At 64.5% G+C, this 22,845-nt stretch carries 24 protein-coding genes; 14 read left to right on the top strand and 10 right to left on the bottom strand.

Features of this window, described 5'->3' with window-relative positions:
• The first annotated feature begins 100 nt into the window (after nucleotides 1–100).
• Nucleotides 101–1,792, top strand: coding sequence for an ATP-binding protein (locus AAG591_RS00795; RefSeq protein WP_342528999.1), 1,692 nt, complete (start codon nucleotides 101–103; stop codon nucleotides 1,790–1,792).
• A gap of 45 nt (nucleotides 1,793–1,837) precedes the next feature.
• Here AAG591_RS00795 and AAG591_RS00800 read toward each other — a convergent pair whose 3' ends face one another.
• The 4 genes from AAG591_RS00800 to AAG591_RS00815 form a co-directional block, all read right to left on the bottom strand.
• Nucleotides 1,838–2,572: a 7-carboxy-7-deazaguanine synthase QueE gene (locus tag AAG591_RS00800; protein WP_342529000.1), complete on the bottom strand. Its 735-nt coding sequence runs from the start codon at nucleotides 2,570–2,572 to the stop codon at nucleotides 1,838–1,840.
• A gap of 181 nt (nucleotides 2,573–2,753) precedes the next feature.
• Nucleotides 2,754–3,569 (bottom strand): M90 family metallopeptidase, encoded by an 816-nt coding sequence (locus AAG591_RS00805; RefSeq protein ID WP_342529001.1) that lies wholly within the window; start codon nucleotides 3,567–3,569, stop codon nucleotides 2,754–2,756.
• Nucleotides 3,570–3,663: 94 nt separating this feature from the next.
• The gene (locus AAG591_RS00810; RefSeq protein ID WP_342529002.1) at nucleotides 3,664–4,161 is read right to left on the bottom strand and encodes a DUF2262 domain-containing protein; all 498 of its coding nucleotides are present in this window, start codon (nucleotides 4,159–4,161) and stop codon (nucleotides 3,664–3,666) included.
• Nucleotides 4,162–4,167: 6 nt separating this feature from the next.
• Entirely contained in the window at nucleotides 4,168–7,029 is a 2,862-nt protein-coding gene (locus AAG591_RS00815) for a valine--tRNA ligase (protein WP_342529003.1), read from the bottom strand.
• A gap of 97 nt (nucleotides 7,030–7,126) precedes the next feature.
• On the opposite strand from AAG591_RS00815, the gene AAG591_RS00820 reads away from it, so the two are divergent.
• From AAG591_RS00820 to AAG591_RS00835, 4 genes are read left to right on the top strand one after another with little or no spacing between them, the layout of a single operon-like run.
• The gene (locus AAG591_RS00820) at nucleotides 7,127–8,239 is read left to right on the top strand and encodes an ABC transporter permease (RefSeq protein WP_342529004.1); all 1,113 of its coding nucleotides are present in this window, start codon (nucleotides 7,127–7,129) and stop codon (nucleotides 8,237–8,239) included.
• On the top strand, nucleotides 8,236–9,150 hold the full coding sequence (locus AAG591_RS00825; protein ID WP_342529005.1) for an ABC transporter ATP-binding protein: 915 nt from the start codon (nucleotides 8,236–8,238) through the stop codon (nucleotides 9,148–9,150). The genes AAG591_RS00820 and AAG591_RS00825 overlap by 4 nt, the downstream gene beginning before the upstream one ends.
• A 10-nt stretch (nucleotides 9,151–9,160) precedes the next feature.
• Nucleotides 9,161–10,114, top strand: coding sequence for an MlaD family protein (locus tag AAG591_RS00830; protein WP_342529006.1), 954 nt, complete (start codon nucleotides 9,161–9,163; stop codon nucleotides 10,112–10,114).
• Between the two features lie 5 nt (nucleotides 10,115–10,119).
• A complete protein-coding gene (locus AAG591_RS00835; RefSeq protein ID WP_342529007.1) occupies nucleotides 10,120–10,719 on the top strand; it encodes an ABC-type transport auxiliary lipoprotein family protein in 600 nt (199 codons plus the stop codon).
• Between the two features lie 9 nt (nucleotides 10,720–10,728).
• On the opposite strand, the gene AAG591_RS00840 is transcribed toward AAG591_RS00835, so the two are convergent.
• Genes AAG591_RS00840 through crcB form a run of 6 tightly spaced genes read right to left on the bottom strand, consistent with a single transcriptional unit; the run spans nucleotide 10,729 to nucleotide 14,482 of the window.
• The gene (locus tag AAG591_RS00840) at nucleotides 10,729–11,430 is read right to left on the bottom strand and encodes an ATP12 family chaperone protein (RefSeq protein WP_342529008.1); all 702 of its coding nucleotides are present in this window, start codon (nucleotides 11,428–11,430) and stop codon (nucleotides 10,729–10,731) included.
• On the bottom strand, nucleotides 11,427–11,657 hold the full coding sequence (locus AAG591_RS00845) for a hypothetical protein (RefSeq protein WP_342529009.1): 231 nt from the start codon (nucleotides 11,655–11,657) through the stop codon (nucleotides 11,427–11,429). The genes AAG591_RS00840 and AAG591_RS00845 overlap by 4 nt, the downstream gene beginning before the upstream one ends.
• Nucleotides 11,647–12,300 carry an HAD-IA family hydrolase gene (locus AAG591_RS00850; RefSeq protein WP_342529010.1) on the bottom strand — a complete coding sequence of 218 codons (654 nt, stop codon included), beginning with the start codon at nucleotides 12,298–12,300 and terminating at the stop codon, nucleotides 11,647–11,649. Before AAG591_RS00850 ends, AAG591_RS00845 begins: the two co-directional genes overlap by 11 nt.
• Nucleotides 12,300–12,896, bottom strand: coding sequence for an FMN-binding negative transcriptional regulator (locus AAG591_RS00855; protein ID WP_342529011.1), 597 nt, complete (start codon nucleotides 12,894–12,896; stop codon nucleotides 12,300–12,302). The genes AAG591_RS00850 and AAG591_RS00855 overlap by 1 nt, the downstream gene beginning before the upstream one ends.
• Nucleotides 12,896–14,068, bottom strand: coding sequence for an RluA family pseudouridine synthase (locus AAG591_RS00860; RefSeq protein WP_342529012.1), 1,173 nt, complete (start codon nucleotides 14,066–14,068; stop codon nucleotides 12,896–12,898). Before AAG591_RS00860 ends, AAG591_RS00855 begins: the two co-directional genes overlap by 1 nt.
• A gap of 3 nt (nucleotides 14,069–14,071) precedes the next feature.
• Complete coding sequence (gene crcB / locus AAG591_RS00865; RefSeq protein WP_342529013.1) at nucleotides 14,072–14,482, bottom strand: fluoride efflux transporter CrcB; 411 nt, start codon at nucleotides 14,480–14,482, stop codon at nucleotides 14,072–14,074.
• Nucleotides 14,483–14,721: 239 nt separating this feature from the next.
• Here crcB and rpsU point away from each other — a divergent pair, with 239 nt between their 5' ends.
• From rpsU to AAG591_RS00910, 9 genes are all read left to right on the top strand, one after another.
• Nucleotides 14,722–14,925, top strand: a complete 204-nt coding sequence (rpsU, locus tag AAG591_RS00870) for a 30S ribosomal protein S21 (RefSeq protein ID WP_342516902.1) — start codon at nucleotides 14,722–14,724, stop codon at nucleotides 14,923–14,925.
• Between the two features lie 145 nt (nucleotides 14,926–15,070).
• Nucleotides 15,071–15,658, top strand: a complete 588-nt coding sequence (locus AAG591_RS00875) for an FKBP-type peptidyl-prolyl cis-trans isomerase (RefSeq protein WP_342529014.1) — start codon at nucleotides 15,071–15,073, stop codon at nucleotides 15,656–15,658.
• A gap of 38 nt (nucleotides 15,659–15,696) precedes the next feature.
• Complete coding sequence (locus AAG591_RS00880; RefSeq protein WP_342529015.1) at nucleotides 15,697–17,439, top strand: DUF4153 domain-containing protein; 1,743 nt, start codon at nucleotides 15,697–15,699, stop codon at nucleotides 17,437–17,439.
• 57 nt (nucleotides 17,440–17,496) lie between these two features.
• Nucleotides 17,497–17,799 (top strand): Asp-tRNA(Asn)/Glu-tRNA(Gln) amidotransferase subunit GatC, encoded by a 303-nt coding sequence (gene gatC / locus AAG591_RS00885; protein ID WP_197636814.1) that lies wholly within the window; start codon nucleotides 17,497–17,499, stop codon nucleotides 17,797–17,799.
• A 127-nt stretch (nucleotides 17,800–17,926) separates the two neighbouring features.
• On the top strand, nucleotides 17,927–19,408 hold the full coding sequence (gene gatA / locus AAG591_RS00890) for an Asp-tRNA(Asn)/Glu-tRNA(Gln) amidotransferase subunit GatA (protein ID WP_342529016.1): 1,482 nt from the start codon (nucleotides 17,927–17,929) through the stop codon (nucleotides 19,406–19,408).
• 1 nt (nucleotide 19,409) lies between these two features.
• Nucleotides 19,410–19,586 carry a hypothetical protein gene (locus AAG591_RS00895; RefSeq protein WP_342529017.1) on the top strand — a complete coding sequence of 59 codons (177 nt, stop codon included), beginning with the start codon at nucleotides 19,410–19,412 and terminating at the stop codon, nucleotides 19,584–19,586.
• On the top strand, nucleotides 19,586–21,085 hold the full coding sequence (gene gatB / locus AAG591_RS00900) for an Asp-tRNA(Asn)/Glu-tRNA(Gln) amidotransferase subunit GatB (protein ID WP_342529018.1): 1,500 nt from the start codon (nucleotides 19,586–19,588) through the stop codon (nucleotides 21,083–21,085). The genes AAG591_RS00895 and gatB overlap by 1 nt, the downstream gene beginning before the upstream one ends.
• A 35-nt stretch (nucleotides 21,086–21,120) precedes the next feature.
• Nucleotides 21,121–21,840 carry a hypothetical protein gene (locus tag AAG591_RS00905; RefSeq protein ID WP_342529019.1) on the top strand — a complete coding sequence of 240 codons (720 nt, stop codon included), beginning with the start codon at nucleotides 21,121–21,123 and terminating at the stop codon, nucleotides 21,838–21,840.
• 85 nt (nucleotides 21,841–21,925) lie between these two features.
• Nucleotides 21,926–22,795, top strand: a complete 870-nt coding sequence (locus AAG591_RS00910) for an AraC family transcriptional regulator (RefSeq protein ID WP_342529020.1) — start codon at nucleotides 21,926–21,928, stop codon at nucleotides 22,793–22,795.
• The last annotated feature ends 50 nt before the right edge of the window (nucleotides 22,796–22,845 follow it).

The raw sequence follows: 22,845 nt of genomic DNA on the forward strand, positions 1-22,845 counted from the left end.
CAGCTATGTATTCGAATTGACGCGATTTTAACCCTGCTCCGGGTAGGTCGAGCCGTGGCCGAACGCATAACGGAACGGCCAGAGGGGCGACGAATTTCTCATGACGGACATCGCGGGGCAGAGTTTCAGGGAAGCGATCGACGCGGCACCCTACGCCGATGACGGCGACCGCAAGGTAACGCCCACGCCTGGCAATGCGGATCAGCCGATCGGCGTCGTGCTCGACGTGGTCGGCGCTGGCGCGACTATTGCGCTCGATACTGAGCGTCTGGGGCAGTGCGCCTCGGACGAAGATCTCGCGATCGCTTTGGCGGGCCAGGTCGGCAGCCAGATCAAGATTCGCGCGGGCGACAACTGGTTGCTCGCGAACATTCGCAACCAGCGGCAGGATCGACGCGGAACCGGCGGGATCATCGCTGAAATCGATTTTCTCGGCGAAGGGGCGAAGGAGAGGCTGACGGGCCGCATCCGCGATTTCCGGCGCGGTGTTACCCGTTATCCCACACCCGGCGGCATGGTCTTTGCTGCCAGCAGCAGCGACCTGAAGCAGGTCTTCGCGAGCGACGGACGTGCCTTCGTCGAAGTTGGCACCGTCTTCCCGACGCGCGACATCCGCGCCGGGCTCTATATCGACCAGCTGCTGGGCAAGCACTTCGCGTTGCTTGGCTCCACCGGCACCGGCAAGTCGACCACGACCGCGCTGATGCTGCACCGGATTTGCGAGGCGTCGCCGCAGGGACACGTCATCATGATCGATCCGCACGGCGAATATGCCAGTGCTTTCGGATCGAATGGCGCGCTCCTCGATGTGGGCAACTTGCGGATGCCGTACTGGTTGATGAACTTCGAGGAGCACTGCGAAGTCCTGCTGACCAGCCGCGGCAACGAGCGGCAGGTGGATGCGGATATCCTTGCGAAATGCCTGCACGCGGCGCGCAGCAAGAACCGGCTGGCCGAGAGCATCGGCAAGGTCACCGTCGATTCGCCGATACCCTACCTCCTGTCGGACCTGTCCGCCCAGCTGGTGAAGGAGATGGGCGATCTCGACAAAACCACCGGCATTGCGCCCTATATGCGGATCAAGACCAAGCTCGACGATCTGAAGACAGATCCGCGCTACCAGTTCATGTTCTCCGGCATGCTGGTGGGCGACACGATGGGCGAATTCCTTTCCCGCATCCTGCGCCTGCCGACCGATGGCAAGCCGATCTCCATCATCGACGTCTCGGGCGTCCCTTCCGACATCACCAGCACCGTGGTCGCGGTGCTCAGCCGGCTGGTGTTCGACTATGCCACCTGGGCGCGCGAGGAGCGCACGCGGCCGATCCTGCTGGTGTGCGAAGAAGCGCACCGATACGTCCCCAACGAGAAGCACTTTGACGAATCTTCGGTCGGCAGGGTCCTCAGCCGGATTGCCAAGGAAGGCCGCAAGTACGGTATCGCTCTGGGCCTGGTGACGCAGCGCCCGTCTGACCTGGCCGAAGGCGTGCTTTCGCAATGCGGCACCATCATCTCGATGCGCCTCAACAACGAGCGCGACCAGGCCTTCGTCAAGGCGGCCATGCCCGAAGGTGCGCGCAGTTTCCTCGACACGATCCCCGCGCTGCGCAACCGCGAGTGCATCATCTGCGGCGAGGGGACCGCGGTGCCGATGCGCGTCACGTTCGACACGCTTGAAGAGGCGAAGCGTCCGGCCTCCGATGATCCGAGTTTCAGCGCACTATGGCGCGAGACCGGCGGCGAAGAGGAAGCGATCGAGAGGATCGTCCACCGGTGGCGAACCCACGCGTAGCTTTTCGGGTTCGCTAGTACGAACCGGGCGGTCTGCACCGACGAATTACGTCCCCCGCGTATCGCCGAACAGGTGAATGTGCAGCCTGTCGGACAGGCGGAAGCCATGTTCGAGGCAGAGCGGCACCAGCCATTCCTGCCGGGCACGCAAGGTCGCGCCGTCGGTGCCTTCGGCCATCAGGAACAGCCGGCCGCGCGGCAACGCATGCGCGCGAGCGAGTTCGCGCACTTCGTCGACGTCGGCAGGCTCTGCCACCACGAACTTGAAGAAGGCGCGCCCGTCGCTGGCGTAGCGGCGCAGCACGCCGGGGACGATCGCCAGCTCGCGGGCATTGCCCGAATGCGCCAGTTTCGGACTGATGTTGAACTGGTCGACCCACACCTCGAGCTTGGGCGGTGGGAAGGCGGTGCCGTTGGTCTCTATCTCCACGGTCGTGTCGGGCAGCGCTGCGAGCAGCTCGGCCAGTGCGGCGGCCTGCAACATCGGCTCGCCCCCAGTCACTACCAGGCGTCGCTGGCCAAGTGCTGCGATCCGTGCGGCGACGTCGGCCACCTCAAGCGTCACCTGATTGGCCTTGCGGTCGAACAATTCGCCCGAACGATGGGGGCGCTCGTCGCCGGTGAAGTGCCACGTATAGGCTGTGTCGCACCACACGCAGGCGAGGTTGCAGCGCGACAGGCGGACGAATGCGGTCGGTTCGCCCGCGCTTGGTCCTTCGCCCTGTACGGACGCGAAAATCTCCGGCCCCCCGGAATCGTCGGTGGCGAGGACGAGGTTCATGCGAGGCCCCTGACACACCTGACACAGTGTCCAGGGGTGAAAAAATGTCTCGCCGCGCAGGCTTGCGAAACGCGGGCGGGGCAGGCTGTGCGAAAGGCAGTCATAAGGGTGGTCATGGCAGAAATGCGGGCGGTAGGAAATTCGCCGATACTCGTTCGATCGGACCTGCTCGAACGCAGAATCAGTGCCATTGTGCGGGGTCCAGCGCGAGCAGCGTGGCGAGTTGCTCGTACAGCGCGGGCATCTGGTCGCGCATCGCGCGGGACCGTTCGAAGAAGGTGACGATGGCTTCGGCGAAGAACTCCTGATGGCTGGTGGCGCCATAGGGGTCGATCAGCGTGGGCTCCCCATTTTGGACCCGTTCGACCTGATCCTGAAATGCGTCGAGCATGGCCCTTTCCCAACCCGCATAGGCCTGCCCCTTGCGTAGCAGCGGAATGCCATTGGTGTGGCCCGAGAGGCCATCCAGCTGGTGCGCGAATTCGTGGATCACCACGTTGTGCCCATCTTCGGCGTCCAGCCCGCCGTGCAGCGCGTGGTCCCAGGACAGGATTACCGGGCCGCGTGCCCAGCTTTCGCCCAGCGTCGCGTGGCTGTTTTCATGCACGAACTGGCCGTCGTGCGTGTCGCGGTTGGTGAGGAAGGCCGACGGGTAGATCAGCACGTTCCTGAGCGTATCGTACCAGACCGGGCTGTTGACGATCAGCAGGCAGGCCTGCGCCGCAATCGAAAGCCGCATATCGTCGGTCACTTCGAGCCCGTTCTGGCCGCGAAAGGTGATCTGGTCGAGGAAGAGGTTTATCTTCCCCTCCAGGCTCGCGCGGACGGGCGGGGGCAATCGACGCACGAGCGGGACCAGCCTTTCGACCGTGGCCCGCTGCTCCCGCGTGAGCGAAGACGCCATTATCCGCTCGCGCCTCCGCTGTTTCAGATGGCGGAGGAAAAGGAGGAATGCGGCAAAGAGCAGCGCGGTGCCAAGAATGATCCAGGGGGCCATGGGGCACAGGTAAGATCGTGGTTACGGTTTTGGTAGAAGGCGCATCTCCCCATGCGATGGGCATGTGCGCCAGGACGCGGTGGCTCGCCGCAGATCAGACAGATAAGCTCGCGTAATCGAAGCGGTCTGGCGCGACGCCGGAAACGGTTGCGTGATGACCGGCGAAGGGCTGGCCGAAACGATAGTCGATCCCGATCTGTCCCAGCGGATCGACCCAGATGCGCTCTATCTCCAGCCCGGCTTTCCACGCATCGAGCGGAATCTCCTCATCGTCACCGAACCACTCGTCGCGCCACTTGGGATAAAGATACTCGCCCGCGCAATCGGCTGCCTTGGACGCAACGCGCTGAGCGTTGGCCCGCATGGCCAGGAAATGCTTCGCAGCCCTCTGCAGCCCGCCTCTGGTGGGCTTGTCGCCATGCAGGATCAGCGTGATCTGCCCGCCATGCATTGTGCCCACCGGCCAGTCGACCGCGCCGGCATAGCAATTGGGCCGATGGCGATCCTGTTCGAGCCGCCCGATCTCCGGGTGCTCGAACTCAGTGGGAGGTGGCGGGAAGAGCCTGTCGATTGCGAAGCCGATCAGGCTCATTCCGACTTACCCCAGCCGCGCCAGAGCAGCGCGCAACCGGTCGATCTCGCTGGCGTGGAAGGCGGCATCGGCCTTCGCCTTCTCGACTGCTTCGGGCTTGGCCTTTTCGACGAAGGAGGGGTTGGAGAGCCGTTTGTCGAGCGATCCGAACTCCTTCTGGCTCGCCTCCATCGCTTTGGTCAGACGCGCCTTTTCCGCCTCGACGTCGACGTGGCCTTCCAGCGGGATGATGAACGCGTCTTCGCCTGCAGCGACCTGCATTGCCGGGCCTTCAGGAGCCTCTTCGCCCAAATGCAGCGGAGTGAGACGTGCGAGCCGTTCGATCGCCGCCGCGCTGCGCTCCACTACGCGGGTGCCGAGCGGGGAGGGGGCGGGGAGCCACGCCTCCAGCTTGGCACCGGGCGCAATGCCCAGCTCGTTCTTGGCTCCCCGAACTGCCGTGGTGAGCGCGACGACCCAGTCGATCGCGGCAACCGCGTCGGTGTCGAGCTCGGCTTGCGGATCGGGCCATGCGGCCAGCATCAGTTCGTAGGGGCGCTCACCGCCCTGGAACTCAGCCTGCGCGTGCCACAGCTCTTCGGTGACGAAGGGCATGAAAGGGTGGAGCATGACAAGAATCTGGTCGATCGCCCAGCCTGCCACAGCGCGGGTTTCTTCAGCGGGGCTCCATTCCTCCCCGGTACGGGGAGGGGGACCGTCCGCAGGACGGTGGAGGGGCTCGTTATCGGCAGAGGGTGCCCCTCCACCATGCTTCGCATGGTCCCCCTCCCCATTTTGGGGAGGAGCAAACACCGGCTTGATCAGTTCGAGATACCAGTCGCAGAAGCGGTCCCACACGAAGTGGTAGATCGCGTTGGCGGCGGCATCGAAGCGCAGGTCGGCCAGCGCCTTCTCGATCGTCGCCTTGGTCTCGATCACCTCGCCGATGATCCACGAATTGACCGCGAGTTTCGCCTCCGGAGCCGCGATCGATTGCGACGCGCCGATCCCGTTGGTCTGGCAGTAGCGGACCGCGTTCCACAGCTTGGTGGCGAAGTTGCGATATCCCTCGACCCGCTTTTCATCCATCTTGATGTCGCGGCCCTGGCTTTCCATCGCCGCCATGAAGAAGCGCAGCGCGTCGGCGCCGTACTGGTCGATCAGGATCAGCGGATCGACGACGTTGCCCTTGGACTTGCTCATCTTGGAGCCGTCGGCAGCGCGCACGAGGCCGTGGAGATAGAGCTTCTCCCATGGCTTGCGCCCGGTGTTGAAATAGCCCGCCATCAGCATCCGCGCGTCCCAGAAGAACAGGATGTCGAACCCACTGATGAGCAGGTTGTTGGGATAGTGCTTTTCGAGCAGGTCGGTTTTCTCCGGCCAGCCCAACGTGGCAAACGGCCACAGCGCGCTGGAGAACCATGTGTCGAGGACGTCCTCGTCCTGCACCAGCGCGACGCCCGGCCCGGCGAGGCTTTGCGCGGCCTCGGCATTTTCGGCCACGATCACGCGACCATCGTCGGCGTACCACGCCGGAATCCGGTGCCCCCACCACAATTGGCGGCTGACACACCACGGCTGGATGTTCTCCATCCAGTTGAAGAAGGTCTTTTCCCAGGTCTTGGGGACGATCTCGACCTCGCCGCTGCGCACCGCCTCGATCGGCTTCACCGCCAGCTTTTCGGCATCGACATACCACTGGTCGGTCAGCCACGGCTCAATCACCACGCCGCCACGGTCGCCAAAGGGCGTCGCGATCTGACGGGGCTCGGCGTCGTGTTCGACTTCCTCGCCCTTCTTGGTCTTGGCGATGTGCGGGATCAGGAAGCCTTCTTCCTTCATCCGCGCGACGACCGCCTCGCGAGCGCCGTTCAGCTCGTCGCGGCGGAAGCGGTGCAGGCCGATGAATTCTTGCGGAACCAGGCCGTCGGCGGTCTGGCAGACGTTCGCCTCGGCATCGAGCATGTTGAGCATCTCGGCAGGCGCGAAGCCGGCACGCTTGCCGACCTCGAAATCGTTGAAGTCGTGCCCGGGGGTGACCTTCACCGCGCCCGAACCCAGCTCGGGGTCGGCGTGCTCGTCCGCCACGATCGGGATGCGGCGACCGGTGATCGGCAGGATCACGTGCTTGCCGACGACGCTCTTGTAGCGCTCGTCGGTCGGGTGGACCGCCACGGCCATATCGGCCAGCATCGTTTCGGGGCGCGTCGTGGCAACCACGATGTAATCTTCGCCGCTATCCAGCGTCGCCCCGTCGGCGAGCGGATATTTGAAATGCCAGAAGCTGCCCGAAATCGTCTGCTGTTCGACTTCGAGGTCCGAGATCGCGGTCTTCAGCTTCGGGTCCCAGTTCACCAGCCGCTTGTCCCGGTAGATCAGGCCGTCGTTGTAGAGATCGACGAACACCTTGATCACGGCCTTGCTGAAATGCTCGTCCATCGTGAACTGTTCGCGGCTCCAGTCCATCGAACAGCCCAGACGGCGCAGCTGGCCGGTGATCGCGCCGCCGCTTTCGGCCTTCCAGTCCCACACCTTCTGCACGAATTCCTCGCGGGTGTAGTTGGTGCGCTTGTCCTGCTGCGCTTCGAGCTGGCGTTCGACCACCATCTGGGTGGCGATCCCGGCGTGGTCCATGCCGACCACCCACAGCGCATCCTTGCCGCGCAGCCGTTCGTAACGGATCACGATGTCCTGCAAGGTATTGTCCAGCGCGTGGCCGATATGCAGGCTGCCGGTGACGTTGGGCGGCGGGTTGACGATGGTGAAGGCTTCCGCATCCGCGCGTTCGGGCCGGAAGCAGTTGTTCTGTTCCCAATGCGCGTACCAGCGCGCTTCGATATCGGCTGGGTCGAAGGTGGTCGAGAGCGTGTTCGTCATGGCGAATCCCATAAGCAGGACGCCGCGCGCTTGTCACCCGCTCCCTTCAAGCGATTCTTTGTCATCCAATGGCTTGTGATGGCGTCGCTTTGCCCGCATAGCAGCCGCAATGGGGACCGCAGCGCAGTATACACTCGAAGAAAACGAGGATGGGCGCACCGTCCTGCGGCTCGCCGGGCCGTACCTGCTATCCAATCTGAGCCAGATCGACAGCGAGCTGCGCAAGCTCGATGCGGAATATGACGCGGTAGACCTGGCCGACGTGACCGAGATCGATACGGTCGGCGCGTGGTTCGCCTGCCAGCTTGCGCGTAAGAACTCGGTCGAGGTGATCAACGCGAGCGAGCGGGCCGAGCGGCTGATCGACGCAGTCGGCGACAGCCACGGCGATACCCCGATCGACGCGCCCCGCCTGCCGCTGTTCCAGCGCGTGTCCGAATCGATGGGCACCAAGATTTTCAACGCCGGTTACGGGGTTCGCGACGTCGTCGGTTTCATGGGGCAGGTGCTGCTTGGCTTTGCGGCGCTGGCCCGGCATCCGCGCCGGTTCCGCTATCGCGCGCTGATTTCGCAGATCGAGAAGGTCGGCGTGAACTCGCTGCCGATCATCGGCCTGATGAGCTTCCTGATCGGGATCGTGATCGCGCAGCAGGGGGCGGTGCAGTTGCAGGCCTTCGGGGCCGAATCGCTGACGGTGAACCTTGTCGGGCGGATTACCTTGCGCGAACTGGGCGTGCTGATGACCGCGATCATGGTCGCAGGCCGATCGGGCAGCGCCTTCGCCGCGCAGATCGGGACGATGAAGCTGACCGAGGAAATCGACGCGATGCGCACGATCGGGATCGCCCCGGTCGAGGCGCTGGTGATTCCGCGGATCCTCGCCTGCGTGTTCATGATGGTGCTGCTGGGCTTCTACGCTTCGATCATGTCGATCATCGGCGGCGCGGTCATCGCGGACCTGATGCTGGATATCCCGTTCTGGACCTTCCTCTACCGTATCCAGGAGGTCGTGCCGACGTACGACTTGTGGGTGGGGCTGATAAAGGCGCCGGTCTTCGGCCTGATCATCGCGCTTTCGGGTTGCTATCAGGGGATGCAGGTCCACGGCAATTCCGAGGAAGTCGGCCAGCGGACCACCAAGGCGGTGGTCCAGGCGATCTTTACCGTCATCGTGCTCGATGCATTTTTCGCGGTGTTCTTCACCAAGGTAGGTTGGGGATGAACCGTCTGGTCGACGAGATTTTCGGCGAGGACAAGCCGGAGCGGCACGAGCGGTTTCGGGGCAAATATCCCGTGCGCGTGCGCGGCCTCGCCAACAGCTTCGGCGATCAGGTGATCCACAAGGATCTCGATCTCGACGTGAAGCGCGGCGAAATTCTCGGCGTGGTCGGCGGGTCGGGCACGGGCAAATCGGTGCTGATGCGCTCGATCATCGGCCTGCAACAGCCCGACGCCGGGCAGATCGAGGTGTTCGGCCAGTCGATGACCGACGCCGAGCCTGACGAGGCACTGGGTGTGCGCAACCGCTGGGGCGTATTGTTCCAGGGCGGGGCGCTGTTCTCCACCCTGACCGTGGGCGAGAACGTGGAAGTGCCGATCAAGCAGTTCTACCCCGACCTCGATCCCGAGGTGACCCACCAGATTGCCCGTTACAAGGTGGTGATGTCGGGCCTGCCCGAAGAGGCAGCGAACAAGTATCCGTCCGAACTGTCGGGCGGGATGAGGAAGCGCGCCGGGCTGGCGCGCGCGCTGGCGCTCGACCCAGAACTGTTGTTCCTCGACGAGCCTACCGCCGGGCTCGACCCGATCGGTGCGTCGGCGTTCGATCAGTTGACCCGAAGCCTCAAGGAAACGCTGGGGCTGACGGTGTTCCTGATCACTCACGATCTCGATACGCTACACGAAATCTGCGACCGGGTTGCGGTCCTGGCGGATAACAGGGTGATCGCGGTCGATACCGTGCCCAACCTGATGAAGCTCGACCATCCGTGGATACAGGAATACTTCAACGGGCCGCGCGGGCGTGCCGCGCTGACGGCGCAGGCGCTCGACGAATTGCGTAAACACATGGACCTGCCGATCGCTGCGGCGACGGTCAAAGCGTTGGACAAGTCCGACGAAGACGAGGCATAGGCGTAAATCTATGGAGACACGGGCCAATCATGTCTGGGTGGGGGCGGTCACGCTCGTGCTGCTCGCCGCGCTGGCGCTGTTCATCGTGTGGATTGCGCGACTGGGCGAAAGCGACCGCAAGGAATACGACATCTTCTTCAAGCAGTCGGTCGCCGGGCTCGCCGAAGGCAGCCAGGTCTCCTTCGCGGGCGTGCCCGTGGGGCAGGTGCGCAAGATCGTGCTGTGGGACAAGGACCCCGAATTCGTCCGCGTTCGCGTGGCGGTGAAGACCGATGTGCCCGTACTCGTGGGGACCACCGCGACCGTGCAAAGCTCCTTCACCGGCGTTTCGACGATCATGCTCGACGGCGCACGCAAGGGCCGTCCGCCGATCGATTGCGACACCACCGCGTGCCCCAACGGCGTGCCGGTCATCCCGCCGAAGGCGGGCGGTTTCGGCGAAATCCTCGCCAACGCGCCGCTGTTGCTCGAACGCCTGGCGACGCTGACCGAGCGGCTGACCATGGTCCTGTCGGACGACAACCAGAACCAGCTGAGCGCGATCCTGCGCAACACCAACGAGATTTCCCGCAACGTCGCCAATGCATCGCCGCAGTTGCAGGGCACCCTTGCGGAATTGCAGGTCACCCTGCGCGAAGCGAGCGAGGCGCTCGACGCGTTCGAGCAGGCAACCGATTCCACCAACGAGCTTATCAATCGCGAAGGCGAATCGATCGCCGACGAACTGCGCAAGACGCTGCAAAAGGCGAACAAGACCGCCGAGACGCTGAACGCGACGCTCGAGCAGGCGCAGCCTGCGGTTCGCACGCTCAACGATCGCACGCTGCCGGCGGCGAACACGACACTCGAAGACCTGCAGGCGACCAGCCGGTCGCTGCGCGAACTGACCGAGCGGCTTGAAGACAAGGGCGCGAGCGACCTGATCTCCTCGCCCAAGCTGCCCGATTACGAACCCGAGGATTGAGAGCGATGAACCTTTCCCGCCTGGCGATCATGCGCCTTCCGGCTTGTTTGGCTGCTCCGCTCTTGCTGGCGGGCTGCATCAGCTTCGGCGAAGACCCGCCGCCCGCGCTGCTCACGCTAACGCCCGAGGCACCGGTTTCGAGCGGCAGCGGCGTGACTGCGGAGGCGACCAGCGCGCTGACCGTGATGCGGCCGCAGGTGCCCGGCAGCCTGGGTGTGACGCGCGTTCCTGTGCAGGTGGATGCGTCGACCATCGCCTATCTGAAGGATGCCGTGTGGGTCGACCGCCCGGCCAAACTGTTCCAGCAGCTGCTGGTGACCACGATCCGCCAGCGGACCGGCCGCCTCGTGCTCGACGATGTCGAAAGTCGCAGCGGTACCGACGTGACGCTTCGCGGCACCTTGCGCGATTTCGGCTACGACGCGCAGACGAATTCGGCCGTGGTCACCTACGAAGCGATCCGTGAGAGCAACGGACGGCTGGAAACACGCCGCTTCACCGCCAGCGTTCCCAACGTGACTGCCGAAGCGGCCCCGGTCGGTGCAGCGTTGAACGAAGCTGCCAACCAGGTCGCCATCGACGTTGCGGCGTGGGTCGGCGGATAGGGCTAAGGCCTAATTTGCGGCCCGTGCGGCGCTGGCAAAGGTCAGCGCCCGGGTAAAGTCGGCTTCGCGCTCGTTCCTTCGGGCCAGGGCTTCCTCGTCCGTACCCCACCTTTCGGCCTGCCAGTCCTGTTCCAGGTTTGCCGCCGACCAGAGCGCCGCGTGGTCCGCATCCTCGCGCAATCCGGCCAGCGCAACGCATAGCGACGCGGCGAGCGAGGCGGCGGTGTCGAGCCCGGCGAGAACGAAGGGATTCTCGCCTTCCAACCGCTGCCGCAGTGCGCCGAGGCTTTCCTCCGATTGCGGCCGGTGCAGGATGCCGTGCGTGCGGGTGAGGGCGATGCCATGCTCGGCTTCGATTCCCGCGACGATCGGCTCCCACAACTCGTTCTGGCGATGGGCGACAGGTTCGTCGGGCTCGGCGCGGTAGCAGAGCGTGTCCCCGTCGGCGAAGCCGAGCAGCCGCGTGATGATCGGCTCGGGCTCGGCGGAAATCGTATCGATAGCCCGGTCTGCTAGATCGCGCAGCGGCAGATGCTCGGGCAGGACCTCTTGCGGCGCGTCGGCCCATTCCGCGCGCAGCAATTCGCCCAGCGCCTTCGCCGGGACGATCTGCGGCGCGCCTGCGCGAGTCTTCACCGCTCGCCCGTCGAGCGCAACCTGCCACCCGCCAGCCGCTTCATTCAGTTCGGCATTCTTCCAGAAGCGCTTCACCGGTTTTCACGCTTCCAGTGTTTCGCAAGCAGAACGGGCACCGCGAAGAACAGCAGCGGCCCTGCCACGAACAGTACCGGGCCAAGCTCGCCGCCGTCGATACGGCCGGCCACCATCATCGCGCCGGTGAAGGTCACGAAGATGCCGCCCAGGCGAATGAACTGGAGCATCCAGTAACGACGCGCCGCAATCGACTCCGCGCGTTCGGCTTCGGTACTATCGGTCAAGCAGGATCTCCGTCAGTTGCGCGGGGCTTTGGGCCACCACGACCGCACCCGCGCGCAGCAGCTCTTCGGGCTCGTGGTAGCCCCAGGCGACCCCGATCGGCGTCGCACCGGCGGCCTTCGCCATCTCGATATCGAAGCTGGTATCGCCGATCATCACCGCATCTGCGGGGGCGACCCCACATTCGACGAGCGCCGCTTCGAGCATCGCGGGATGCGGCTTCGATGGGTGCCCGTCGGCGGTCTGCAGGCTGGTGAACAGCGTGGCGAGACGGTTCGTTGCGAGCGTTGCGGTGAGGCCGCGATGCGATTTGCCGGTCGCCACGGCGAGCATCCAGTCGGCATCGTACAGCGCTTGCAAGGTCTCGCGAATACCGTCGTAAAGCACTTCTCGCAGCGCGCCGCTTTCGCGCGTGGCGCGGAAATGGGCCTTGTAGGCTTCGACCACGGCGGCTCTGGCGTCCTTCTCCGTTTCGGGAGCAAGGTGCATCACCGCCTGCGGCAGGCTGAGCCCGACGATCCGGCGTACGGCGTTGCGATTCGGTTCGGGCAGCCCGGCCTCGGCAAAGGCGGCCACCATCGAATCGCACACCGCCGCCTGCCCGTCGACCAGCGTGCCGTCGCAATCGAACACCGCGCAACGCATCAGGCGAGCCCGCGCATCAGCGTGGCGATGGCTGCGTTGCCATTTGCTTCATGCCCGGCGGCAATCGATTCGCGTTCGGACGCGCTCTTCTTCTGCGAGAGCTTCAGGGTGGGGCGCCACGCCTGCACTTCCATTTCGAAACCGACGATGCCCCGGAACAGCTTGCTCCACATGGCTTCGCTCGATTCTGCCGCGCGCCAGGGCTCGCCCTCGATGCGGCTTTCGAACTTGCCGATCACGGCATGGAGGAAGGCTTCCAACCCCTCGTCCGCCATGCGCCGTACGCGGCCCTCCATCTCCAGCGCGACGTAATCCCACGTCGGCACCGTGTCGCGGTTATCGTACCAGCGGGGCGAGACGTAGGCGTCGGGTCCGTTGACCGTCACCAGCGCGGTCGCCCCGTCGAGATGGCGAGTGAGTGCATTCCCGCGCGCGAGATGGAACTGCACCGCGCCATCCCCAGTCGACAGCAGCGGTGTATGCGCCACGCGCGGGCCGTCGGGCGTGGTCAGGAACACCATCCCGAAGCCGATCTGGTCGATCAGCGTCTCGAACAGCTGGCGATCATCGGAACGGAACAGCGGGTTGGGGTGCATCAGCGCTTGCCCCCACCTTTGCCTTTCGGCTTGCCTTTGGCGCGGGCCTTTGCCTTTGCGGCGGGCTTGGAGATCGTGCGCGAACGCCGCTCTCCCCGGCGGGCCTTGCGGTACTGTTTTGCGTGCTGCTTCGCGTCCTGCTTCTTTTCCGCCTTGGTCTTGGGCGGTGCTTCCTCGCGCAGCGGCTCCGCATCGCTCAGCGACAGGTCGAAGCCCATCTGCTCCATCGTCGTTGCGAAGTGTTCGGGCAGTTCGGCGGTGACGTCCAGTTGCCCGCCACCAGGCTGGCTGATGATCAGGCGGCGCGCGTGGAGGTGCATCTTGCGGCTGATGCTGCCGGTCAGGAAAGCCTCCTGCCCGCCATATTTGCCATCGCCCACGATCGGGTGTCCCATCGCCGCGCAATGCACGCGCAGCTGGTGGGTGCGGCCGGTGAGCGGTTCGAGCTCGAGCCACGCGGCGCGGTTGCCTGCACGCTCGACCACGCGGTAGCGCGTCTTGGCCGGCTGTCCGCTCTCCATGTCGACATGCATTTTCTCGCCGCCGGTGCCGGGCTGCTTGGCCAGCGGGGCATCGATCTCGCCCGCGTGCTGTTCGGGCACGCCGACCACCAGCGCCCAGTACACCTTCTTGGCGCTACGCCCGGAAAAGCGTTTGCTGAATGCCGCCGCGCTGCCCGGGGTGCGCGCGATCAGGAGGACGCCCGAAGTGTCCTTATCGAGCCGGTGGACGAGGCGGGGGCGGGGCCCGTCGCCTTCGACGAAAGCATCGAGCAGACCGTCGACATGGCTGTAGGTCTTGCTGCCGCCCTGTGTGGCAAGGCCCGCCGGCTTGTTGAGCACGATCGCGGCAGGCGTTTCCTTGATCACCATGCCAAGCGCCTGTGCGCGCTGGTCTTCGCTCAGTTCCGGTCGCTTGCGTGGAGCCTTGGCCCGTTCGGGGTTGCCCGGCGGGATGCGCAGGACCTGGCCGGTCGTCAGTCGGTCGTCGGGCTTGGCGCGCGACCCGTCGACCCGCACCTGGCCGGTGCGCGCCCAGCGGGCGACGGCGGCAAAGCCCACTTCGGGCAGGTGCCGCTTGAACCAGCGGTCCAGCCGGATGCCGTCATCGTCCTCGGCAACGGTGTATTGCCTGACCTCTCCCTTCGCGGGGCGCTGTTCGTCATCGGTCATGGCTCAGAATACTCTTGTCAGGGTGAGGCCGCAGACCAGCGCGAAGATCGACGCGAGAACCGAGGCCAATATGTAAACCAGCGCGATCCCCAGGCGGCCGTCCTCTATCAGCAACCATGTTTCGAGGCTGAAGGAGGAGAAGGTGGTGAACCCGCCAAGCAGGCCGACGCCCAGCATCAGCCGAGCGTGCTGTTCGAACTCGCCACCGAGCCCGCGCGCGAGGCAACCGACGAGCAGACCCATCGCGAGCCCGCCGATCGTGTTGGCCGCCAGCGTGGGCCACGGGAACCCTCCCACCGGCGGAATGGCGATCCATGAGGTTATCGCGCGGCCGAGCTGATAGCGCAGCACGGCGCCCGCCGCGCCGCCGATGGCGACGCCCAGGGATGCGGCAACGGGGGAAAGACTGGTCATTTTCACACGCGACCCTATAGCGGCTTGTGCGTCGCGCCAAGCGGCCATCCACGCCCATCAGCGCAATATGGGCGGGTTTTTCTTGCGTGCCGGGCTCGATTTGCCTATAAAGCGCGCAACGGAGCTGGCCGCATCCCTCTTTTCGGGGCGTTGCCGGCCTCTTCCACGTTATAATTCCGGGCCTTTCGCGCTTCATTTCGCGAATCGCAAGGCTATGAACTGAAAGGCGTTAGACCAGTATGCAAATCATCGTGCGCGATAATAATGTCGACCAGGCGTTGCGGGCTCTCAAGAAGAAGCTGCAGCGCGAAGGCGTCTATCGCGAGATGAAGCTGCGTCGCCATTACGAAAAGCCCAGCGAAAAGCGCGCCCGTGAAAAGGCTGCCGCCGTTCGCCGCGCGCGCAAGATGGAACGCAAGCGCGCCGAGCGCGACGGTCGCTAGAACGCGCATAGGGGTGGGCGTTCCGCCGCGCCCCACTCAACCTCAGTCTTGAACTGACGAACGGCTTGCGCCAGATGGTCGCGAGCCGTTTGGCGTATCAGGCCATCACGAAACTTCCTCTCCAGAGCCTTTCAGGATCCAGTCGATGACAGAAATCACGCGCGTTCCCCTCCGCCCGATTGCGAAGGGCTCGCTGGCCAAACTGTGGATCGGTGTGATCGTGGCTGTCGCGCTGGCAGTGCTGCTCGCGTGGAGCCTCGCACCCAAGGGCGTCGAAGTGACCACGCTTGAGCCGGGCTCGGGGCCGAGCCCGAGCGCAGGCGACGTGATTTTCGTCAATTATACCGGCAAGCTGAAAGACGGGACGGTGTTCGACCAGTCGCAACCGCTCCCGCTGCCGCCGCAGGCGCAGGGCCTGTTCCCCGAAGGCAATCCGCTGCCGCTGGACAACATGATCCCCGGGTTCGTCGAAGGCGCCACGAAGATGCAGAAGGGCGGCAAGTACCAGATGCGTATCCCCGCCAATATGGCGTATGGCGACGAGGAAAAGACCAACCCGCAGACCGGAGAGGTCGTCATTCCCGCGAACAGCGACCTGATTTTCGACGTCGACATGATCGATTTCATGACCCGCGCCGAATTCGATCGCCGCGTACAGGTGATTACCCAGATGATGCAGCAGCAGGGCGGCATGATGGGCCCGCCTGACGGAGCCGCTCCGCCCCCGCAATAGGGCGCGATCGTCTCGCCGGAAGCCTGGGGGAGGGCAGAATGGAAGACGAACCGTTCGAGGCTGCCGGGGCGGGCGAGAATTCTGCGCGCCGTCGGGTCGAAACCGTGTGGCCGCTACGCCCCTGGCTTTCGGCCGGGTGGCTCGGCCTCGCCGGGCTGGCGATCCATTTCCTGATCGACGGTGCAAACGACAGCGGCCCGCGCATGGCGGCCGCTGCATTCATCGCTTTCGCTGCCGGTGCCTTGGTCTTCACCCTCGAACGCGGCCGCCTGCTCGCGCCTGCGATCTTCTCGCTCGTCACCGGGCTCGTCGTCGGCGGGCTGACCTGGCGCGCGGTGGGCGCGGGCAATGATATCGCGGATGGCGGCTATGCGGTGGCGGCGGGCTTGTTCGCCTGCCTGCTGGCGGTGCCGCTGTTCCAGGCCGATTTCCTGCATCGTCGGATGCGGACCGACTACAAGGACATCCACTATTTCGTCTGGACCGACGCGATCACGGGTGCGGGTGCCATCGCCTTCATGGGGCTGTCCTGGCTGCTGATCTGGCTGGTGGCGTCGCTGCTCGACCTGGTGGGAATCCCGCTGCGCGATCTGATCCAGAAAGACTGGTTTGCGGCGCTGTTCATCGGGCTGACTCTGGGCGCGGGGCTGGGCACGTTGCGCAACCAGCTGAAGATTATCGGCACGCTCCAATCGGTGGTTCTGCTGGTGCTGTCCATTCTGGCGCTGCCGCTTGCCGTGGCGATCGCGGTGTTCCTTGGCGCGGTGGTCGTCTCGGGGCCGAGCGTGCTGTGGAACGCCACCGATAGCGCGACCCCGGTGCTGCTATCTATCGCGATCGGCGCCTACGTGCTCGCGAACGCGGTGCTGCGCGACCGGGATGCGGACATGGTCGGCGGGGCGGTGCTCAAGTGGTCGGGCTATGCGCTGGCGCTCGGCATCCTGCCGCTGACGGTGTTCGCCGCGATTTCCACCGGCGTGCGGATCGACCAGCACGGGCTTTCGCCAGAAAGGCTGTGGGCGCTGTGTTCGCTGATTGTCGCGGTCGCCTTCGGGCTCGCCTATTTCGTCGACGCTCTGGTGGGTGCGCGCGGGAGCTGGCGCGACCGGCTGCGCGCATCGAACCTGCGACTGGGTCTGGCGACTGCGCTGTTCGCACTGTTCCTCGCGCTGCCGATCCTCAATTTCGGTGCAATCTCGACCCGCGACCAGCTCGCGCGGCTGCAATCGGGCGCGATTTCGGCGGAGGAATTCGATTTCAGCGCACTCAAGTGGGATTTCGGGGCACCGGGACGCAGGGCCCTCGACCGATTGGCCAAGTCGAAGGACGAGCCAATCGCCAACGGCGCACGTCAGGCGCAATTGCAGGAAATGCGCCCCTATCGCTGGGCAGGGGAGAGACAGGCGCCAGAGACTCTCTCGATAACGTGGCAGGGCGGGGACGACGCGCTCCGTTCGTCGGTCGAGGAATATCTCATCGCCAATCGCGCGTACTGTGGTGGAGATACCACCTGTACCGCAATTATCGCCGGAGAATTGCCGGATGGCTCGCGGCTCGTGGTCGTATCCGATGGTGGGAGCGCGCAGTTCTATGGCGCGGATCGTGAAGGCAAGGTGACGCAGTACTTCGTTGAACAGGGGCGTTTCGTCGCCGACGAGGATCGTCGGGCGCGCTCGATGGAGGCCGAGGGCAAGGACGGGGATCGCAAGTTCGAAATCCGCCCCTTCGAGGGCCGTCAGCTCTATGTCGATGGCAAGCCGGTGGGCGAACCGTTCGAGTGACGTTTTAGGCCGTACTGCCGCTTGATGCTGCGGTGCGGCGCGGCTAACGCATCCCTTATGTCAATCACCCGCGAAGAAGTGGCCAAGATCGCGAGCCTCGCGCGCATCCGCATGGATGACGCGGAGCTCGATCGCATGGTCCCCGAACTCAACAATATCCTGGGCTGGGTCGAGCAGCTGGGCGAGGTCGATACCTCGCAAGTCGAGCCGATGACCGCCGTGATCCCGCAAGCCATGCGGCTGCGCGACGATGTGGTCGATGCCGATCCGCTGACCGCCGGTGGCCGGCGCGAAGACGTGCTCGCCAATGCACCCGCGGCAGAGCACGGATTTTTCGGCGTGCCCAAGGTGATCGAGTGATCGCCTCGACCGTCATTTTATGTTCCCTTCGGGCTGAGCTTGTCGAGGCCCTGCATTTCTCTTCTTGGACCCGGGCATTTGAAGAAGGACAGCCCTTCGACAGGCTCAGGGCGAACGGGTTTAAACTGTGACCGATCTTACCAATCTCGGCGTCAAAGCCATCCGCGACGGGGTCGCCGCAGGCGATTTCACCGCGCGCGAAGTGGCTGAAGCTTTCAACGCCAATGTCGCCGCCGCGAAGGACCTGAACGCCTTCATCGTCGCCACGCCTGAAAAGGCGCTCGAAGCCGCAGACGCTATCGATGCGAAGCGCGCCAAGGGCGAGGAACTGGGCAAAATGGGCGGCGTGCCGATCGGCATGAAGGACCTGTTCTGCACCGACGGCGTGCAGACCACGGCTGCCAGCCACATCCTCGAAGGCTTCGTGCCGCAGTACGAAAGCACCGTCTCTGCCAACCTGTGGAAGGCGGGCGCGGGAATGCTGGGCAAGCTCAACCTCGACCAGTTCGCGATGGGTTCGTCGAACGAAACGAGCTATTTCGGCAACGTGCTTTCGCCGTGGAAGAAGGCGGGCAGCAATGCCGCGCTGATCCCCGGAGGTTCGTCGGGCGGTTCATCCACCGCCGTTGCCGCGCGGCTCGCTCCGGCAGCGACCGGCACCGATACCGGCGGTTCGATCCGCCAGCCTGCCGCCGTGACGGGCATCACCGGGATCAAGCCGACCTACGGGCGGTGCAGCCGCTGGGGTGTGGTCGCCTTCGCGTCCAGCCTCGACCAGGCGGGGCCTATGGCGCGCGACGTCACCGATTGCGCGATCATGCTGGAGGCGATGGCCGGGTTCGATCCGAAGGATTCGACCAGCCTCGATATGCCCGTGCCCGAGTGGGAAGCGGGGCTGAGCGCGGACCTCAAGGGCAAGAAGGTAGGCATCCCGCGCGAATACCGCATGGACGGGATGGACGGCGAGATCGACGCGAGCTGGGAACGCGGCAAGGAATGGTTGTGCGATGCGGGCGCGGAGATCGTCGATATCAGCCTGCCGCACACCAAATACGCGCTGCCCGCGTACTACATCATCGCCCCGGCAGAAGCCTCCTCCAACCTCGCGCGCTATGACGGCGTGCGCTACGGCCTGCGCGATCTGCCCGAGGGGGCTGGTTTGCAGGATATGTACGCCGCAACCCGCGCGGCGGGCTTCGGCGACGAGGTGAAGCGCCGCATCCTGATCGGCACCTACGTGCTCAGCGCGGGCTTCTACGACGCATATTACACGCAGGCGCAGAAAATCCGCACGCTGGTGGCGCAGGACTTCGAGAAGGCTTGGGGCCAGTGCGACCTGATCCTCGCCCCGACCACGCCAACCGCCGCATTCCCGCTGGCCGAGATGAACTCCGACCCGCTGGCGATGTACCTCAACGACGTGTTCGCCGTGCCCGCCTCGCTGGCGGGCCTCCCCGCGATGAGCGTGCCCGCGATGCTCAACGGCGAGGGCCTGCCGCTGGGTCTGCAGATCATCGGCAAGGCCTTCGACGAGCAGGGCGTGCTCAACGCCGGGCTGGCGATCGAGCAGCGCAGCGGGTTCGATGCGACACCGGAGCGGTGGTGGTGAGATGAGAGGCTGCCTGAACCTGCTCACGTTTCTCGTGATCCTCGCGGTGGCGGTCTTCATCGTCCTCGCGCTGATCGGCTGGATCAGGGACGGTGGCAACTCGACCGACGCGGCGAGCGATCAGGCGGGCAGGGCGGCCGGGCTTCCGGTCGCGGCAAGAGTTTTAGAGGTATTTTGATGAGCACTTATCGCATCCAGGGCGCCACGGGCGAATGGGAGGTCGTGATCGGCCTCGAAGTCCACGCGCAGGTCACCTCCAACGCCAAGCTGTTCAGCGGCGCGTCGACCGCGTTCGGGGCGGAGCCCAATACGCAGGTCTCGCTCATCGACGCCGCGATGCCCGGCATGCTGCCCGTGCCCAACCGAGAGTGCATCCGGCAGGCGGTGCGCACCGGCATGGCCATCGAAGCGCAGATCAACGCGTGGAGCCGGTTCGACCGCAAGAACTATTTCTACGCCGACCTGCCGCAGGGCTACCAGATCAGCCAGCTCTACCACCCGATCGTGGGCGAGGGGCAGCTGCTGATCGAGGCGGACGAGAAGGCGGGCATTCCCGAAGACAAGATCATAGGGATCGAACGCATTCATGTGGAGCAGGACGCGGGCAAGCTGATGCACGATCAGCACCCGACGATGTCCTATGTCGATCTCAACCGCGTGGGCATCGCGCTGATGGAAATCGTCAGCAAGCCGGACATGACTTCGCCAGCCGAAGCAGGGGCTTACGTGCGCAAGCTCAGGTCGATCCTGCGCTATGTCGGGTCGTGCGACGGCAATATGGAAGAAGGATCGATGCGTGCGGACGTCAACGTCTCGGTGCGCAAGGTCGGCGATAGCGAGCTGGGTACGCGGACCGAGACGAAGAACGTCAACTCGGTGCGCTTCGTCATGCAGGTCATCGAATACGAGGCGAACCGCCAGGTCGATGTGCTCGAGAGCGGCGGCACGGTCGACCAGGAAACGCGCCTGTTCGATGTCGCCACCGGCACCACGCGCACCATGCGCAGCAAGGAAGACGCACACGATTACCGCTACTTCCCCGATCCCGACCTGCTGCCGCTCGAACTCGACGATGCCTTCCTCACCGAATGCCGCGAGAGCCTGCCCGAACTGCCCGACGCCAAGCGCGCGCGCTACGAAGGCGAGCTGGGCCTGACGCCCTACAACGCGCGCGAACTGACCGCCGAGGTCGAGACCTTCGGCCGCTTCGAAACGCTCCTCTCCGCCACTGCGGCGAAGATCGGCAAGCCCGAAAAGGCCGTCGCCACGCAGGTCGCCAACTGGGCGCTGTCTGTGGCGCCGGGTGTGATGAAGTCACTGGGCGAAGAAGCCGATCCCGCGAACGCGACGGCAGAGGCACAGGCGAGCATTCTCGCGATGCAGGACAAGGGCGAGATTTCGGGCGGACAGGCCAAGGAAATCTACGAAATCGTCCTCAAGACCGGTCGCGACCCCGAAGAAGTCGCCGATGCCGAAGGCCTCAAGCAGGTTAGCGACACCGGCGCGATCGAGGAAGCGATCGACGCGATCATCGCCGCCAATGAAGACAAGGTGGCCGAATATCGCGGCGGGAAAGACAAGCTGTTCGGCTTCTTCGTCGGCCAGACGATGAAGGCGATGCAGGGCAAGGCCAACCCGGCGGTGGTCAACCAGATACTGAAGGATAAGCTGGGGTAATTCGCTTCTGCAGCCTCGCATGGTATGCATAGGCCATGAGAGGTTCTGGTTGCTCACTTTCGGCATTGCTTCTCGCAAGCGTGTTTTTTCTCACGGCTTGCAACGAGGGTGATTCAGCTGAGTCATCGCCTTTCGATTTCGATTTCCGCGGGGCAATCGTTGAACCTGTCGCGCTGGCTGATGCATCGGCTGATGCCGGGAAGATCTTCCCGGCTTTTCTTGAGACCACCCCGCGGGGATGCGGATTTCCGGCCATCAAGAATCCGTCTTTGCTCGATGAAAACTCGTCGGATTGGTACACCTCGCATCTCAAGGCCGCGAAGGAGCGACCCTTGCCGGACCTGGCTGCCGCGACGCCTGAGCAGTTGCATATCCGGTTCCTTTGGCTGCGGTCGTTCGATCATCCGATGGTCGTGCGAATAGACGAGCAGGCCAATGGCGGGGCGGTGATCGAAGCCAAGCGTCTGTCGGGTGAGGGCGGCTACGAGCCGGGCGAAATCGCCGAACACCTGAACCGCGAACTTACACCGACCGAGTTTCGCGAGTTCAAGGCGTTGTTAGGGCGCAGTAGACTTTCGAACGAACCTGCTGCCAAATGTGATGCGGGAATGGACGGTGCGCAGTGGATCCTCGAAGTCGTAGCCGGTGGCAAATATGCCTTTTTCGAGCGGTGGACTCCCGAGAAAGGGGTGGTCCACGACGTTGCACTTGAGATGCTGACGCTCACCGGTTGGGACCTTAAACCTCTTTATTAGCGGCCAAGATCATACTTGAACCGCAAGATCGGTCGGGCACCGCGCACGCTCGCGCTCTAGCTATCCTCCTGCCACGGATGATGGGATGAACGAGACTGCTGCCGAAAACTACCGCAGGCGCATGGCGCGGGTGCTGGATCATATCGACCGGCACCCCGACGGCGACCTGCGGCTGGAGACGCTCGCGGGCATCGCGGCGTTCAGCAAGTTTCATTTCCATCGCCAGTTCGGGGCGACCTTCGGCATTTCCGTGCAGCGCTACGTGAACCTGTCACGCATGAAGCGTGCGGCGTTCGCGCTGGCGTGCAGGGCGGAGATGCCGGTGATCGAGATCGCGCTGGCGGCGGGTTTCCAGTCACCGGATTCGTTCGCGAAGGCATTCCGCGCGGAATTCGGGACCAGCCCCAGCGCGTTCAGGAAGGCTCCGGACTGGGCTGCGTGGCAGACGGCAATCACGCCGTATGACAACGCAAGGAAACAGATAATGACTGCCGACTTCCATCGTGCCGATTTGGAGATCGTCGACTTTTCCGAGGTGCCGATCATTCGGCTGACCCACCATGGCGACCCCGCCGCGCTGAACGGGTCGATCTCGCGCTTCATCGCATGGCGCAAGGCGAACAGAGTAGGCCCGCAGGTCGCGCGGACCTTCAATGTCTTCCATGGGGTGGAACCCGAAGATGTCCGCGTCGACCTTGCCTGTCAGGCGATGCCCGGGCTGGAACCGGGCGAGGGCATGGAGCGCGCGAGCATCCCCGCCGGGCGCTGCGCGCGGCTCAGGCTTGTCGGTGTGAACGACGAGCTGGAAGCGCCGGCCACCTGGCTTTACCGCAACTGGCTCCCCGAAAGCGGCGAGACGCTGCGCGATTACCCGCTGTTCTGCGAGCGGAGCAATTTCGGCCCCGGTCTGCCAGAGAGCGAAATGGTGGCGGATCTGTTCCTTCCGCTGGCCTAGGCAATACTGCGTGGGTTGGTCGCGATCGCAATTGCCAGCCCTCGCTATTT

This window comes from Citromicrobium bathyomarinum (assembly GCF_038594485.1).
Classification (GTDB): Bacteria; Pseudomonadota; Alphaproteobacteria; order Sphingomonadales; family Sphingomonadaceae; genus Alteriqipengyuania; species Alteriqipengyuania bathyomarina_A.